The following is a 16,110-nucleotide window of genomic DNA, read 5'->3' as shown; positions in this document are numbered from 1 at the left end:
AATCAGCCAGGTAAGACCAGTGTAAACTTCTTTGAAATAGTAAATAAATTGAATTTTCGTCGAGAGAGGTGGCGTGATGCCGTAAATGGTGCAGGTTTTCAGGGGCTGATACAGAACGCCAATACACCCAAAAGGGAGTCGAACTCCCTGGTATCAATCCAGCCAGCGTGTCAGCTGGCTGGCTATTCTCGGAGGCAACAAGGGAACCCGGGCACGCAACCTGCTTCGCCAGGGTTCTGTCTGCAGGATCGGACAAGTCTGTATCTGCCGTTCGGCGCCTGCGACCCAGACCCGTTGATCGATAAGTGAGTCGAGGGGGAGCTGGACCGGCCAGTGAGGAAAGATCTCGGCCGTAGTAAGCCCGTCCACCCCGCTGACTCCCTCCCCCAGCGGAGCTGAAGTGAGCCAGGGATAAAGCACATGCAATCGCCCCGGATTGACCATCTCCAGCAACTGACCAAGGCTTGGCAGCGAGAAATGGGGATCGCCCGCCGCTTTGAGCAGATGGCGCGCTCCCGCCAGCACCACCACACCGCGCTCGGGCAACCCGGCGATACAGTCGGCCATCGCCTGATCCCGCCCCCTGTTGTGATATTGCCACGCCTCGGGAGTCAGCTCCTGCCACTCAAATGGCAGCTCGCACAGATGAACCCGCAACCGCAGTTGCGCAGGACGCGCCAGATTGCTCTGGCGCAAGGCAGCAAAGAGGGCTGGAAACTCGGGGGGCATCCAGGCGGTGAAAGCGCTGGAGTCCAGCCAGACCGGATAGAGGCTCTCCAGCGTGAGCGGTGCTCCCTGCCAGCAATCTGCTCCCGCCAGCCAGGCGTCTAGCAGACCCTGATGGCGGCGGTTGCCGCACTCAAGCACCAGATCCGTCATCACCCCCCAGAGCATCGGATCGCAAAGCCAGGCGTGCTGGCGCCTGATAAATGCGGGGTGCCAGTGCGGCTCCCCAAGCCCCACCAGCTTGCCTGCCAGCAGCGCTTCCCTGATGGCCGCGACCGGGGTCACGACTGCACCTCCCGCTCTGCTGCCTGAAGGCGCTTGCAGACAAGCTCACCTATCTTCGCCAGCCAGTCAGGATGCACCATCTCCTGATGCAGACACGGGAAGTGCTGATAGTGGATCGTCCCTCGCGTCAGGGTCTCCCAGCCACGGCCATCCAGCCAGGGCTGACGGGAGCCCACCGCCTCGATAAAGATCACCTCTCCGTGATAGCAATAGTCGACAGGCTGGCGGATCAGCCGGTTATTGTGGTCAATCAGCCCGATCATGGCGCTCACCACTTGCCCATCGAGCATGGCCAGCGCACTTCCTTCTTCCCCCAACCGGGCAACCACCTCTTCACGAGTGAGGGAACCCAGCGCCGCGTCCGACACGGCAATGCCTCCCATCCGCAGCAGAGCATCGAGCATGTGCTGCTCGTCGGGCAGCGGCCGGGTGTGCCACTGGTGACAGGGATAGGCATCGAGCAGCAACACCATGGCCACCTCCTGCCCCTGCTCTTGCAGCATGGCCGCCATCCTGTGAACCAGCATGCCACCTATCGACCAGCCAAGCAGCCAGTAAGGCCCCTCGCTCTGATGGCGACGCAGCTCGGTCACATAGTCAAGCGCCAGCTCATCGAATGTGGCAGGCAAAGGGGCATCCGGCTGGCAGAGGGCCCGGGCCTGCAGGGCATAGACCGCCATGCTGGTAGGTAGATGGGCCACCAGCGAGGCATAACACCAGCCAAGGCCACCGGCGGGATGGACACAGAAAAGGGTTGGACCGGATAGCACCGCCTCCTCCCTGCGCCCCCTGAGTGGCAACAGCATTGGCATCCCTTCTCGCTCGCCGCCAAGATGCCGTGCCAACTGAGCAGGGCTAGGTGTTTCGAACAGGCTGGCCAGGGAAAGCGTCTGGCCGAGCGCCTCTTCAATGCGTACCACCAGTTGCGCTGCCAGCAGAGAGTGGCCGCCGAGAGCAAAGAAGTTATCCCCGGCGCCGACCCGCACCAGCCCCAGCACCTCGGCAAAGAGACGGCAGAGCCGCTCCTCCAGCAGGGTTCGCGGCAACTGCTGGCCAACTGCGGTAGCAAGATCTGGCAGCGGCAATGCCTTGCGATCCAGCTTGCCGTTGGGAGTGAGCGGCAGCTCGGCCAGAGTCACCAGCAGCCCCGGCACCATGTAGTCGGGTAGCGCGGCACTGAGCGCAGGCGTCAGCTCTGCCAGCGTCAACTCCCCCTCATCGGCGGCCACCACATAGGCCACCAGGCGGCGATCGCCTTGGGCAAACTCGGGGGCCAGCACCACTGCCTGCGCCACGCTGGGATGTTGCAGCAACACCTGCTCAATCTCCTCCAGCTCGATGCGCTGACCGCGGATCTTCACCTGAAAATCGAGGCGCCCCAGATACTCGATGGCGCCATCCTCGCGCCAGGAGGCCAGATCGCCGCTTCGATAGAGACGCCCCGCCCCGAAGGGGTTGGCAATAAAGCGCTCGGCGGTAAGCTCAGGCTGTCCGAAATAGCCTTCTGCCACCTGTACGCCCCCTATCCAGAGCTCTCCCGCTACACCGGGTGGCACTGGCTGCAGCCAGGGATCGAGAATATGGATACAGGTATTCCAGACCGGATAGCCGATGGGCACGCTGGTCACCGCCTCATCCGCACGGCAAGGGTACCAGGTGACATCCACTGCCGCCTCGGTCGGGCCATAGAGGTTGTGCAGGGGCGCGGCAAAAGCGCCATACCAGCGCTGCACCAGATCGGCCGGCAGCGCCTCGCCGGAGCAGAAGACCTGGCGCAAGGTGCGGCAACGCTTGGGCTCGGCCTGACCGACGAAGATCTGCAACATGGAGGGAACGAAGTGCAAGGTGGTGATCCCCGCCTGTTCGATAAGCGCGGCAAGATAAGCGGGATCCTTGTGGCCGCCCGGTTTGGCGAGCACCAATCGCGCCCCCGTCATAACAGGCCAGAAGAACTCCCAGATGGAGACATCAAAACCGGCCGGCGTCTTTTGCAGCACTCGATCCGCTGGGCCGATGGGATACATATGTTGCATCCAGAGCAGTCGGTTGACGATGGCGGCGTGGCTCACCACCACCCCCTTGGGGCGGCCGGTCGAACCCGAGGTGTAGATGATGTAGGCGGCATCTTCCGGTTTGGGGGCCGGCAAGGTGCAGGGAGCCACCGCCGCCAGCGTCTTCGCCACCTCCGGTGCATCAAGGCAGACGGCAGGTATATCGGGCGCCACCGACATGGCCAGGGCTCGGCAAGTCAATAACAGCGCAGGTGCGCTACTCGCCAGAATGTAGCCGATCCGCTCTGCCGGATAGTCTGGATCGACCGGCACATAGACGGCCCCCACCGCCATGATGGCCTGCTGGGCCAAGATGAGCTCGGGCGAGCGGGGGATCACCACCGCCACCCGGCAACCGGGACCTATCCCCCTCCCCACCAGATAGCTGGCCAGCTGGCGAGTGCCCTGGCGCAGCTCGGCCACTGACCAGCGCTCCTCACTACATTCAAGGGCGATGGCGGCGGGGTTGGCCGCGGCCAACCCCTCGCCTAGCAGGGTGCTCAGCGTGGTGGATGGTAACGGATGGCTGGTCTCGTTCCAGCGTGCCAATTCGGCCTGCTCACAAGCCAGCAGCAGCGGCAGACGCACGGCCTCAATGTCGTCACCGGCATCACTCCAGGCCTCCAGATAGACCACCAGACGGGCCAGATGGCGCTCACTCTCCTGACGGCTGAAGCGCCCCTGATGGGTCTCAAGGGTCAGGGTGACGTCGCCTGCCTCCTCGGCAAAGTAAAAGGCACACTCTTCCACCGGCCCCGCCGCCAGTACCCGCACCTCGCCGCGTACCTCGCCAAAAGTCAGGGTGCGGGTAAAGGGCATCAGGTTGACCTGAGGGCCAAAGAGAGGCAGCCCGGGCTGACGCTGCTGCAAATGCTCCTGACGACAACCCTGATGGCGACGCAGGGCGGCAAATTGCCGCTCTACCTGCGCCAGCAGCTCGCCAACCCGGCTTGCCCCTGTCACCTCGATGTGAAGGGGCAGCACATTGACCTTCATGCAGGGGGTATCGGCAGCCTGTGAGCCCAGCCGCCCCATCAGGGGGATCCCCAGCACTACCTCGCCAGCGCCGCTCATCCGGTGTATATAGCTGGCTACCGCCGCCAGCAAGAGGCTGTATGGATGGCAGGAAGAGCAGCCAGCCCGTGCCACCAGAGCCTGCCACAGTCGGCCAGCCAAACGCTGCTCGAGGCGATGGATGTCTCCCGGTCCCTGCACCGGACGACGGGAGAGCGACGCCGGGCTCTCCACGCCAGCCAACTGCTGCACGAAGAAGTCGAGATCCCGCGCGGCACGGGGGGATGCCTGATAATCAACCTCTTCAGCCAGCAGCTCGGTCTGGGTGGCATAACGGCATGGGGCTGGCAGACCCCCGCAGCAGAGCTCTTCGTACCAGAGCGCCACGCGTTGGCAGATCAGGCGCAGGCCAAAACCGTCGATAGCGATATGGTGCACCGCGATAAACCAGGCCCACTGCCGGTCGGCAAGGCGGTAGAGGGTAGTGGCAAAGAGCGGGCCCTCGGCCAGATTGAAGGGGGTCGCCAACAGGGTTTCCATCTCTACCTGCGCAGCTGCGAGCGGATCGGCCTCACGGCGCAGATCCCGCTCTGCCATCTGCCAGCAGGCGGGGTTGGCCTCCATGAAGGGGCCCTCCCCCGTTGCCACAAAGGCGCAGTGCAGACCGGGGATCTCATCGAGCGTCTGACGCACCGCCCGGATGAAGTGGTGAGGGGCGAGCGTCCCCTCCAGCAGCCAGTACTCTCCCGTGTTGCAAGCCGGACTCTCCGGGTACTTTTGCTGGGCAAACCAGATGCCCGCCTGCGCCGTGGTGAGTGGCCAGCGCGGCTTGTCCCCGCCCTGGTACGGGGCACGCATCGCCATTGTCTGTTCCATGGGAATATCCTTGCGCAACATCGACCGGGTAGCGTTTTCGCCTCCCCGAACGCTTGAAAAGCGAGGAAGCAGAGCCTCCTCAATATAAGAAAAGGGCGATGCCAGCGACATCTGAAGATGCGGGGCTAGACGCCCAGAGTGGCACCGCCATCGACCACCAGATCCTGCAGGGTGACATGGCTGGCAGCATCGGAGGCGAGAAAGAGAACGCAGGCCGCCACGTCGGCCGGTGTGGCCAGCTTGCCAAGGGGGATCCCCAGCTTGAACTGTTCGGGGAGCCCGGCGATGGTTCTCCGCTCCCCCTCCCCGTCCTGCCACATGCCCCACAACATCGGCGTCTGGGTCGAGCCCGGTGACACCAGATTGCAACGCACTCCGTAGGGAGCGAGCTCAAGCCCCGCCGTCAAAGTGAGGCTGGTCAGTGCAGCCTTGGAAGCACCATAGACTCCCATCCCCGCTCGCGGCACCTTGGCTGCATTGGAGGAGACATTGACGATGGCACCGCCTCGCCGCGCGCGAAACCAGGGGGCCAGAGCCCGCATCAGGTAGAAGGGGGCGAAGGTGTTGACGGCAAAGGTGCGCGCCAGCAGGACGTCACCCACCTCGTCCAGTCTGCCGGTGGCCAGCACGCCGGCGACATTGACCAGCACATCGGGCCCCAGCCCCTCTTCGAGCAACTGCTCGCAGCAGCGGACGATGGCCTCGCTGTCGCTCACATCGATCACCACCCCCTTCACATTGCCGGGCAGCGCCTCGACCAACTGAAGATCGAGCACCACCACGCTCGCCCCCGCCTCGGCAAAGGTGCGCGCCACGGCATGGCCTATTCCCTGCGCCGCGCCGGTCACCCAGACGATTTTGCCTTGCCATTCGTTCATGGGGTGCACTCCGGCTGTTCGGCGTGACGGGAGAGCAGCGACCACCAGTGGGCCAGCGTCGGTTGACGGGCAAGTTCGGCGAGTTCAACCTCCAGGCCACGCTGGCGCCACTCCTCCACCAACCCCATCACCGCCAAAGAATCGAGGCCGTAGTCGAGCAGGTTCTCATCCTCTGCCGGCAGCGTCTGCTGCATCTCTGCTGGCAAACGGGCCAACACCTGCGCCTGCAACAGCGCACGGCTAAGCGGAACGGGGTTTGCTGCCGCCAGCACCTCTGCCACCGTGATCACCCGACCGGCATTGCGGCTGACATAAGAGAGAGCCAGCAGATGATCCTCGCGAGAGAAGTCGGCGATGGCGTCGGCCACAAGGAAGGGGCGTATGTCGCGCATAAAAGCATCGACCGCCGTCTGCATCACCCCGATGTGGCCGTAGATACCGCAGATCACCAGCTGATCCCGCCCCCATCCAGCCATCAGATCAGCAAGGGGGGAACGGCAAAAAGCACTGTAGCGCCACTTGGTCAGCACAGTATCCTGCGGCTGTGGCGTCAGCGCCGCGACAATGGGCTGGCGTTCCGGCGAGCGAGTCAAACCCGGCCCCCACATGTCGTTTAGCAGGGCGCGATCAGCCGGACTCTGCTCGGCGGGCTGGGCGGTATAGACCACCGGCATGCCGAGGGCCCGGGCCTGGCGGCTCAGGAGCACGATATTAGCGACGACCTGGTTGATAAGCGGGTTGTCCGGCCCGTAGAAGTCGACAAAGTAACGCTGCATGTCGTGGATCAGCAGCACGGCGCGGCCCGGTTCGAAGGGCCAGTTGACCCGTGCGGCGGGCAGCTCTTCTGCGGTGGGCAGCGGGTAGGCATCAAGGGCTTGAATGGTCATGCACACTCCTTGGCAAGCTGCTCGCGCAGCCTCTGTTTGTCTATCTTGCCGACCGGGGTCTGGGGCAGTTCATCCACCAGTACCAGGCGATCAGGCAACTTGTAGTCCGCCACCCCCTGCTCTCGCAGGAAACGACGCAAACGGGGCAAATCGAGGGACTCACGGCTCATCAGAAAGGCACAACTGCGCTCCCCCAGCAGCGGATCGGGCATGGCCACCAGCGCCGATTGCCGCACGTCGGGATGAGTGAGCAGTAGCTCCTCTATCTCAAGGGCGTCGATCTTCTCCCCACCCCGGTTGATCTGATCCTTGTTGCGGCCGACCACCATCAAATAGCCGCCGGGCAAGCGGCAGACCAGATCGCCGGTGCAGTAGAAGCCATCCCGATCGAAGGCCCGCAGATTGTGGGCCTCGGCCTTGTAGTAACCACGGAAGGTGTAGGGTCCGCGCGTCCACAGCTCACCGCACTCGCCATCGGGCAAGGTGCGCCCGTTGCTGTCACGCACCTCCACCTCGTCTCCCGGGCTCATCGGACGTCCCTGGGTGTTGACGAGATGCCAGTGGCCATCCTCGGCGCGGGTGTAGTTGACCAGCCCCTCCGCCATGCCGAATACCTGCTGCAAGCGACAACCCAGACGGTTTTCCACCGCCTCGGCATGCGCAGGACTCAGGCGCGCGCCCCCCACCTGCACCCACTCAAGGGACGTTTGCGGATAATGGCCTGCCGCCTCCAGCCAGAGCGCAAGGGCGGGGGGTACCAGTGCGGCCCAGTTGACCCGGTAACGCTGTACCAGTGGCAGACAGGTTGCCGGTGAAGGATCCGGCGCCATCACCACACAGCCGCCGGCATGAAAAACGCCGAGCGCTCCGGGAGAGCTCAGGGCAAAGTTATGAGGGGCAGGCAGGGCACAGAGATAAATGACCCGCTCGTCCCAGCCGCAGACCGCCACGCTCTGGCGCACGCTGTAGCCGTAGTCGTCGTGAGTACGGGGGATCAGCTTGGGAGTGCCCGTGCTGCCACCGGAGAGCTGGAAAAAGGCAACCTGATCGGCCGGGGTCGGCACAGGGTGCGCCACTGCAACAGGAGCAGGATGATCTGCAAGAGAAACGGGGTCCGGCTCACGCCATGCAAACCCTTGTGCTGACGCCTCCCCGTCTACAGGCTCGAAGAGCAGCATCTGGCAGGATGGCTGCGCCAGCGCTTCGAGGGCCGCCAGGCTGCCCGCCTCTCCCGCAAAACCCGGATGAGCAGGGCTCAATACCAGCAGCGAGGGTTCAATCTGGCGAGCAAAGGCGACCAGCTCGCGCCGCTGATGGCTGAAGAGGGCATGTACCGCCACTACGCCACAGCGGATCAAGGCAAACCAGCAGATATAGAATTCGGCGCAGTTGGGCAACTGCACCAGCGCGGTATCGCCGTGACCGAGCCCGCGGGCAACCAGCCGCGCCGCCAATGCATCGACCTCACGACGCAGCTGGCCATAATTCAGGATACGCTCGCCACAGATGAGGGCAGTGCGATCGGGATAACGTTCTGCAGACTCATCCAGTAGGGCGGTAAGCGGCTGACCGCGCCACCACCCTTGCGCCCGATAGTAGGCTGCGCGTTCTGCGGGCCAGGGGGTAAAGGGGACCAGCGGCTTCATGCAGCCACCTCCGGTTCACGGCTCTCGAGGCCAAAAGCACGCAGCATGGTGCCGAGTTTGGCAGCCGTCTCCTGCCACTCCGCCTCGGGCGAGGAACCCACCACCACCCCGGCGCCGGCATAGAGACGCAACGTCTTCTCGGTCAGCATGCCGCAGCGAATAGTGACCACCCACTCGCCATTGCCATCGGCATCCATCCACCCCACTGCGCCACTGTAGAAGTGACGATCATATCCTTCCAGCCGGGCGATGGCCTGGCGGGCTTCCTCCTGGGGAGTACCACATACTGCCGGAGTGGGATGGAGCGCCAGTGCCAACTCCAGCGCGGTAGATGGCTCGTGCAACCGCCCCTCGATCCGGGTCGAGAGGTGCCACATGGTGGGCGTGGCGATCACCTGCGGCTCGACCGGCACCTCGAGTTCGCGACAGAAGGGAGAGAGCGCGGCTGCGACCGCATCGGCCACCAGCGCATGCTCATAGCGATCCTTGCGTGCCTGCAGCAGATCGGCGCAGGCTGCCTGTTGTTCGCAAAAGGCGTGGCAGGGACGAGAGCCTGCCAACGGGTTACTCACCACTGTCATGTCATTGCGCGAGATCAGCAACTCCGGGCTGGCGCCCAGCAGTGTCTCCCCCTCGGGAAGCGGAACCTGAAACACATAGGCCCCGGGATTCTGGGCCAGCAGGCTGCCATAGGCTTGCGAAGGGGCAGTACACTGCGCGCTCTGCACATCAATGGCTCGCGAAAGCACTATCTTCTCAAGCTGGCCTTCGCTGAACTGCTGCAGGGCCTCTCGCACTGCCCCCTGATAGTGAGCCGCATCGGTCACCTCACACACCTTGCCGTGCAGCTGGCAGTGGCAGGCGGGCAGCAGGCGCTCCCGTGCAATCCATTGCCACTGTTTCGGGATCACCAGATGCCAGGGGGCTCGGGTGTCGAAGGGGATGGCGCCAATCGCGACGGGATTGGTCATGCCCTGTCGGCGCAGCTGACGCAAATGGCTCAGCAACTGACCCGGTGCGATGCCAGTGAAGCTGTCGTGAATGCCCGAGGTGAGCAGTACCCGCTCACCACTGGCAAAACAGCAGGCCCTGTCCAGATCAGCCGCAGTGGCGGGCCACTCTTCTTCCTGTACATAGTCACACATGAGGGTGCTACTCCTTGGAATGAATCTCTGCCTGATGCTGACAAGCCCGTCATTCGACTCGCTTGGCAACAAGGTGAGCGGCATCCTAGCAAGGAGCAAAATCTGGATCAATACAAATGATAATCAATATCATTAACTTCTTTTCTGTCAAAAAGGGGAGCGTATGAATCTTTGAAAGAAAGCTAAAAAAAGAGTTGCGAACGAGGCAAAAGCAATTTGATAATGATAATGCTTATCATTTGAATATTATGGAAAATATAAATAATGAAATCCTCAGCCTCCCGTTTTGTCACCCCCACGCTACTGGCCACCACCATAGTGGCCTTGCTGACCCAGCAAGCCACAGCCGCCAATAGCACGCCCCAAGCCGACGAGGTGATCACCGTCACCACCACGGCACACAACACCCGCTCGGCACCAGCTTCCATCTCTGTCATCACCGCCGAACAGATTAAGGCGGCACCGATCAACGATCTCTCGGATCTGCTGCGTCACGAGGTGGGTATCCAGGCCGAAACCGATACCAATGGTCGCAGCGATATCGGCATTCGCGGCATGTCGGGCAAATACACGCTCGTACTGGTGGATGGCAAACGCCTCTCCTCCTCCAATGCCCTGTGGCGCGGCGGCAACTTTGACAACACTCCGGTTCCCCTTGGCATGATCGAGCGGGTCGAGGTGATCCGCGGCCCCATGTCAGCGCTCTACGGTTCCGACGCCATCGGCGGTGTCATCAACATCATCACCAAGCAGCCGGGCACGCAGTGGCAGGGGGCGGCGGATGCCGACTTCAAGGCCATAGAAGGCAAGGATGGCGGCGAGCAGCACAGAACCAACCTGGGCTTTACCGGCCCGCTCACCGACAACCTGCTGATCCGGATGAACGGCGAAGTCTATGATCGCCAGGCCTGGACACCCACAGAGGCAACCGACGGCATTCCCCTCATCGAAGCCAAACAGACGCGCAACTTCGCCTCCACCCTGAGCTGGCTGGTGGATGAGCAACAACGCTTCGAACTCGATTATCTCTACAACCAGGACGAACGGCCCCTCGACATCTTCCGCAAAACAGGCAACAAGGTGCACAGTCGCCAGCAGCAGAACGACCGCAATCTGTTTGGCCTGACTCACAAGGGAAACTGGAGCTGGGGTGACACCACCGTCATGGCCAATTACGAAAGCTCCCGGATCGACGACTTCAACACCAGCTACTCAGCCCCCCAGCAGCGCGAGCTGGAGGAGAACACCCTGACTCTCAAGGGTTACACCAATCTGATGCTGGCCAATCACTATCTGACCTTCGGCGGCGAATATCTCGACCGGGAGCTGGTGGATACGGTGAGCTACAAGGATATCGGCGGCAGGGAGAGTCACGCCCAGGAGGCGCTGTTTGCCCAGGACGAGATCGGTCTGACCGATAGCCTGACCTTGACCCTGGGGGGGCGTTACGATCACCACGAGATCTATGGCGGCCACTTCACGCCACGCGGTTATCTGGTCTATGAGCTGAGCGACCTGGTGACCGTCAAGGGCGGCGTCAGCCAGGCCTTCAAAGCGCCGGCTCCGCATCAATACTCCAAGGGTTACAGCATCGAGAGCTGCGGTGGCAGCTGCCTCATCTACGGCAGCGACAAGGTCAAACCCGAGACCAGCACCAACTACGAGCTGGGGATCATCGCAGGAGAAGGCATCTGGGAAACCAGCGCCACCCTCTTCTACTCCGACATAGAAGACATGCTGACCTTCAAGCAGATACCCAACTCCAAAGACCGTACCTGGTACAACCTGGATAAGGCCACGACCAAGGGACTGGAGCTGACCGGTCGCCTCGATCTGTTCGAGGATCTCAGCCTCAATGCCAACTACACCTACCTCAAGGCGGAAGGGGAACAAGGTCAGCCCCTGCCCGAGCGCCCGGAGCACAAGGCCAACGCCAGGCTCACCTGGCAAGCCACCGAGCGGGTGAATGCCTTCGTCGGCACGACCTACACGGGCACCCAGTTTGCGGAGCAGACCGTCAACAAGGCCACTGTGTTGCATAAGTTACCCAGCTACCAGACGTTCGATCTTGGCACCGGCTTCAAGGTAACCAACAACTTTGATCTGCGAGTCGGCATCACCAACCTGACCGATGTCCGTCTGCAAGAGAAAGATGCCCTCTTCCAAAACGTGGAACCGGGCCGCAGCTATTACATCAGCGGCTCGGCCCGTTTCTGATCCGGCCCTCCACGCGGCACGGGAACCTTCCCGTGCCGCAATTTACGACAACAAGGGACAAGTCCCACTGGATAGCAATGAGCATGCAGATTTTCACTCTGTTCGAGGATCTTCCATGTTCCCCTCACTACTGAACGCATCGCCACTTGCCACTCTCCCCACTCCGGGCGAGTTGCTGGCGACGCACCCCTGCCCCACCCGGCTTGCCCACCGAATCGGCTACTACCGCCACCATGCCAGCCAGATCCTGCAAGGCATGGATGATCGCCTGCTGCTGGTGATTGGCCCCTGCTCCATTCACGATCCGATCGCCGCCCGCGACTATGGCGCTCGGCTGGTCGAGCTGCAGACACGCTACGGCGATCAACTGCTGCTGGTGATGCGCACCTATTTCGAAAAACCACGTACCACCCTCGGCTGGAAGGGATTCATCTTCGATCCCCGCCTCGATGGTAGTGACCGACTGGCGGAGGGATTGCACCAGGCGCGCGCTCTGCTGCTGGAGCTTGGAGAAGCGGGTCTTGCTTGCGCTACCGAGTTTCTCGATCTCACCAGCATGCTCTATCTGGGGGACCTTATCAGCTGGGGAGCCATCGGAGCACGCACCACCGAATCCCAGTTCCATCGCCAGCTGGCATCTGCGCTCCCCTGCCCCATCGGTTTCAAGAATGGTACCGATGGCAATGTCCAGGTCGCCGTGGAGGCGATCCTTGCCAGTCGGGCTGCCCACCTCTATACCCAACCGGATGATGAGGGGCGCATGACACTGGTTCGTAGCCACGGCAACAAGGATTGCCACCTGATCCTGCGTGGCGGCCGCCAACCCAACTATCAACATGATGCCGTGAAACAAGCCTGTTTACTGTTGCAACGACACCACCTAGCTCCCCGGCTGATGGTCGATTGCAGCCACGGCAACAGCCAGAAGCAGCATCTTCGTCAACTGCGGGTGGCACAGGATCTGGCCAATCAGCTGACAGCTGGTAACCAGGGGATCGTTGCCGTGATGGTGGAGAGTTTCCTGTGTGAAGGGCGTCAGGAGATCAAGGGGGGTCAGCCACTTTGCTACGGCCAGTCGATCACCGACGCCTGCATCGGCTGGGAACAGACCCTGGTACTGCTCGATATGCTGGCCGAAGGGGTGGAGGCAAGGCGCCAGCGGCGGATTGCGCTGGCAGGTTGAGATAAAACGGCGGCATTCCTGGTACAGCGCCAGAGCGCAATATGGCCCCGACGGGGCCACATTTTTACTCTCTTTGGCGGGCGTCAGGCGACGGACTCGCGCTCCACCAGCCTGGCTTCAAACTTGAGTGACAGGCCGTCGGCCGGCTTGTGATCGAGCAGGCGAAGAGCAAGCTCGGCGGCACGGCTCCCCATCTCCTCGATGGGATAACGCACCGTGGTGAGCTTGGGATAGATGTAGCGGGCGTAAGGGATATCGTCGAACCCCACCACCGAGATCTGCTGCGGGATCTTGTAACCCCGCTCCAGCAGACAGGAGATGGCTCCCGCCACCATGGCATCGTTGAAGCCAAGCACGGCGGTAAATTCAACCCCGCGGGAGAGCAGCTCGTTCATCGCCACATAACCGCCGTTCTCATCGGCAAAGCCACGGCCGATCAAGGCCGGTTCCAGTGCGATACCGGCCTGGGCCAGGGTCTGGGTGTAGCCCGCCATGCGCTGTTGACCGTCGACGAACTCTTCATCGTCCGAGGTGATAAAGGCGATCTTGCGGTGGCCGGCCTCCAGCAGATGCTGGCACGCCGTGGTGATACCGGCCTGGTTGTCGAGCCAGACGCAGCGATCTTCGGCTCCCGGCACCTGGCGGTTGATAAAGACCACAGGGGTGGATCCTGCCGCCAGCTCGCTCAGCTCCTCATCGGGGAGCGCCTTGCTGTGCAGGATCAGGGCGTCACACTGGCGCTGCAGCAGTGCCTGGATGGCATGACGCTCGCGAGTGATGTCATGGTTGCCTGACATCACTATGGTGAACTTGTTGGCCCGATCGACCATGGCTTCGATGCCTCGCATCATCTGGGCGAAGAAGGGGCCGCCACAGAGATCGCCGACCAGCACGCCGATGCAGTTGGAGCGCTTGCTGACCAGGGCCTGGGCAAAGCTGTTGGGACGAAAATTGAGTTCCTTCATCGCAGCCAGCACGGCCTCGCGCTTTTCCGGCGCGACCTGTGCCGTGTTGTTGATCACCCGGGAGACGGTTGAGATGGACACATTTGCCAGCTGAGAAACGTCTTTAATCGTTGCCACTATCCATTCCTTTATTGTGGGGAACCTGTCGGTACCGACGGCCCAGTATATCCTGCTCGCGGATCCGATTCCCGGAGCCAGGTCACCTGACAGGTTTCCTTTGGTAACAAATTCTTGCGCCGTGATACCCGGCGCCGGGTAACAGGCAGGGGCCAGCGGCCCCCGCATTCAATAGCCGTGCTTGAGTTCGCGATCGGACATGAACCGCAGCGGCTGCTGAAACTTGTGCTGATAGATGAGATCGAACGACAACACGTTCTGCACATAGTTGCGCGTCTCCCGGTAGGGGATGCTTTCGACCCAGACATCCATCGGCTTGTCGGCACTCTGCTCACGCCAGCGCTTCACCCGGCCGGGGCCTGCGTTGTAAGCCGCCGCCGCCAGGATCCGGTTGCCGTCATAGACATCCAGCAGGCGTTTGAGATAGGCGCTGCCCAAACGGATATTCATGGCAGGATCAAACAGTTGCTGCTCACTGCGATAGGGTACCCCAATCTTGCCGGCAGTCTCTTTCGCGGTCGCCGGCATCAGCTGCATCAGGCCCCTCGCCCCCACCGGCGATTGTGCCCGCGGGTAGAGGGCGCTCTCCTGGCGGGAGATGGCGTAGAGCAGGCTCATGTTGACCGCCCGCTCGCGGGCCACCTGACTGAAGGTCTGCTTGTAGGGTTTGGGGAAACGCAACTCGAGGGCATCCCAGGCCTCGGCACGGATGCTGGCGAGGATCGCCAGATCATGCCAGCCCCGATTGAGGGCGATGTGGCCAAATTCGATGCGCTGGGCCACCGGGTTGCGATCCATGTTGTGGATCCACTCCGAGCGGGCAGCCGCCACCTCGTTCATGGTCAGGAGCTCCTGCACCCGAAGCAGGAAGGGCCAACGCCGGCTCGCGCTGCGCCAGTCAGGTACATGCGGCACCGTCTGGTTCTTCATCCGGTAGGGGGCGCCGGTGCGTTGGGCGGCCATAAACCCGTAGAAACCACGCAGATTGGCGGTCTCCAGATAGAGATCACGGGCCTGCTTCTGCTGTCCCTGCACCTCCAGCGAGCGGGCCATCCAGTAGCGCCAGCGATCCTCCTTCTGGCGTGCCATCGGCATCATCTTCACCCAACCGGAGAGACCGCGCCAATCCTCTTCCCAGATGGCGAGCCTGGCCCGCAATTCGGTGATATCCGGATCGGCCAGCAACCTGACCGTGTTGTCCAGCCACTGGCGCTCGCTCCTCGAACGATCCAGCAGCAGGCGGCGGGCGATTGCCCGCTCCACCGGCTTGATCTCGTCTTGGTTCAGGCCAAAGCGGCTGCGAAACAGGTCAAGCTGGCGCAGTACAGCCTCCGGCTGCTGGTTGGCATAACGGGTCAGCCCCAGCGACAACAACTTCCTGGAGTAAGGGTTGTTGCTGAAGTAGGTGGGATTCATCGCCTTGGCTGGCTGCTCGAACAGGGTCACCATCTGGTTGCCATACCCCTGCAGGCCGGTACCGAGGGAGGCCCCCAAATGGCGGATCAGGTTGGGATTTTCCGCCTCGAAGGCCATCGTCATCCGCTGCCAGATCTTGTCCTGGGTGCGCAGACCGGCCCCCTGCCAGAGGGTGAACAGCGGATCACAGGCATCGGGACGGGATTGCCCGCTCATCCACATCTTGCCCGCCCCCTGCAACGCCTCCCTGGTCTTGCCGGTGTAATAGAGCGCCTGATAGTGCATGCAGAGCAGGTCGGTCGATTTGGGCTTGGCCGGGTAGAAGCGCAGGAACTGCGACCACTGTTGGCTCTGGGCCAGATAGGTCAGATAGGTACGCTCCAGCCGGTTGGACTGGGGGGTATCCCCATGCTGGCGGATGAAACGGGTCACATCCTGATAATCGGCCGCCCCGGGCCGAAAGGCGAGCTGGAAGTAATCGAGATAGGGCAGCAGAGGATAATGGGTCAAGCGAGCGCGAAGCTGCTGAAAACGGGCCTGATCGTTGGCCCGCACGGCATCATAGGCCTGACGGTACAGACTCTGATCCTGGGTCTGGGCCATGATCCCTGGCGCAAACAGTGTCGTTAAGAGAATTCCCCACACAGCTTTCACTGAACATCTCCATTGGGAAGCACGCCACCGCCCGCAGGCGGTGGATCCGG

The 16,110-nt window shown here is 62.2% G+C and carries 10 protein-coding genes; 2 read left to right on the top strand and 8 right to left on the bottom strand.

What is annotated here, in order from left to right; all coding sequences use genetic code 11:
- Nucleotides 1–153: 153 nt before the first annotated feature.
- The 6 genes from BN1123_RS03605 to BN1123_RS03580 form a co-directional block, all read right to left on the bottom strand.
- On the bottom strand, nucleotides 154–1,011 hold the full coding sequence (locus BN1123_RS03605; RefSeq protein ID WP_042025416.1) for a hypothetical protein: 858 nt from the start codon (nucleotides 1,009–1,011) through the stop codon (nucleotides 154–156).
- Nucleotides 1,008–4,952: a non-ribosomal peptide synthetase gene (locus BN1123_RS03600; RefSeq protein ID WP_042025415.1), complete on the bottom strand. Its 3,945-nt coding sequence runs from the start codon at nucleotides 4,950–4,952 to the stop codon at nucleotides 1,008–1,010. Before BN1123_RS03600 ends, BN1123_RS03605 begins: the two co-directional genes overlap by 4 nt.
- 125 nt (nucleotides 4,953–5,077) lie before the next feature.
- Nucleotides 5,078–5,830, bottom strand: coding sequence for a 2,3-dihydro-2,3-dihydroxybenzoate dehydrogenase (dhbA, locus tag BN1123_RS03595; RefSeq protein WP_042025413.1), 753 nt, complete (start codon nucleotides 5,828–5,830; stop codon nucleotides 5,078–5,080).
- On the bottom strand, nucleotides 5,827–6,717 hold the full coding sequence (locus BN1123_RS03590) for an isochorismatase family protein (RefSeq protein ID WP_042025412.1): 891 nt from the start codon (nucleotides 6,715–6,717) through the stop codon (nucleotides 5,827–5,829). Before BN1123_RS03590 ends, dhbA begins: the two co-directional genes overlap by 4 nt.
- On the bottom strand, nucleotides 6,714–8,363 hold the full coding sequence (locus tag BN1123_RS03585) for a (2,3-dihydroxybenzoyl)adenylate synthase (RefSeq protein WP_042025411.1): 1,650 nt from the start codon (nucleotides 8,361–8,363) through the stop codon (nucleotides 6,714–6,716). The genes BN1123_RS03590 and BN1123_RS03585 overlap by 4 nt, the downstream gene beginning before the upstream one ends.
- Entirely contained in the window at nucleotides 8,360–9,508 is a 1,149-nt protein-coding gene (locus BN1123_RS03580) for an isochorismate synthase (RefSeq protein ID WP_042025410.1), read from the bottom strand. The genes BN1123_RS03585 and BN1123_RS03580 overlap by 4 nt, the downstream gene beginning before the upstream one ends.
- Before the next feature lie 264 nt (nucleotides 9,509–9,772).
- On the opposite strand from BN1123_RS03580, the gene BN1123_RS03575 reads away from it, so the two are divergent.
- Both BN1123_RS03575 and BN1123_RS03570 read left to right on the top strand, forming a co-directional pair.
- The gene (locus BN1123_RS03575; protein WP_042025408.1) at nucleotides 9,773–11,725 is read left to right on the top strand and encodes a TonB-dependent receptor domain-containing protein; all 1,953 of its coding nucleotides are present in this window, start codon (nucleotides 9,773–9,775) and stop codon (nucleotides 11,723–11,725) included.
- Between the two features lie 115 nt (nucleotides 11,726–11,840).
- Nucleotides 11,841–12,908: a 3-deoxy-7-phosphoheptulonate synthase gene (locus BN1123_RS03570; protein WP_042025407.1), complete on the top strand. Its 1,068-nt coding sequence runs from the start codon at nucleotides 11,841–11,843 to the stop codon at nucleotides 12,906–12,908.
- An 83-nt stretch (nucleotides 12,909–12,991) separates the two neighbouring features.
- Here BN1123_RS03570 and BN1123_RS03565 read toward each other — a convergent pair whose 3' ends face one another.
- Nucleotides 12,992–13,990 (bottom strand): LacI family DNA-binding transcriptional regulator, encoded by a 999-nt coding sequence (locus BN1123_RS03565; protein ID WP_042025406.1) that lies wholly within the window; start codon nucleotides 13,988–13,990, stop codon nucleotides 12,992–12,994.
- Between the two features lie 168 nt (nucleotides 13,991–14,158).
- On the bottom strand, nucleotides 14,159–16,060 hold the full coding sequence (locus BN1123_RS03560; protein ID WP_042025405.1) for a transglycosylase SLT domain-containing protein: 1,902 nt from the start codon (nucleotides 16,058–16,060) through the stop codon (nucleotides 14,159–14,161).
- Nucleotides 16,061–16,110 lie beyond the last annotated feature (50 nt).

The organism is Aeromonas enteropelogenes (assembly GCF_000819845.1).
Taxonomy (GTDB): Bacteria; Pseudomonadota; Gammaproteobacteria; order Enterobacterales; family Aeromonadaceae; genus Aeromonas; species Aeromonas enteropelogenes.
The sequence above is the reverse complement of the archived record's forward strand: the minus strand, read 5'-3'. Positions and strand labels throughout refer to the sequence as shown.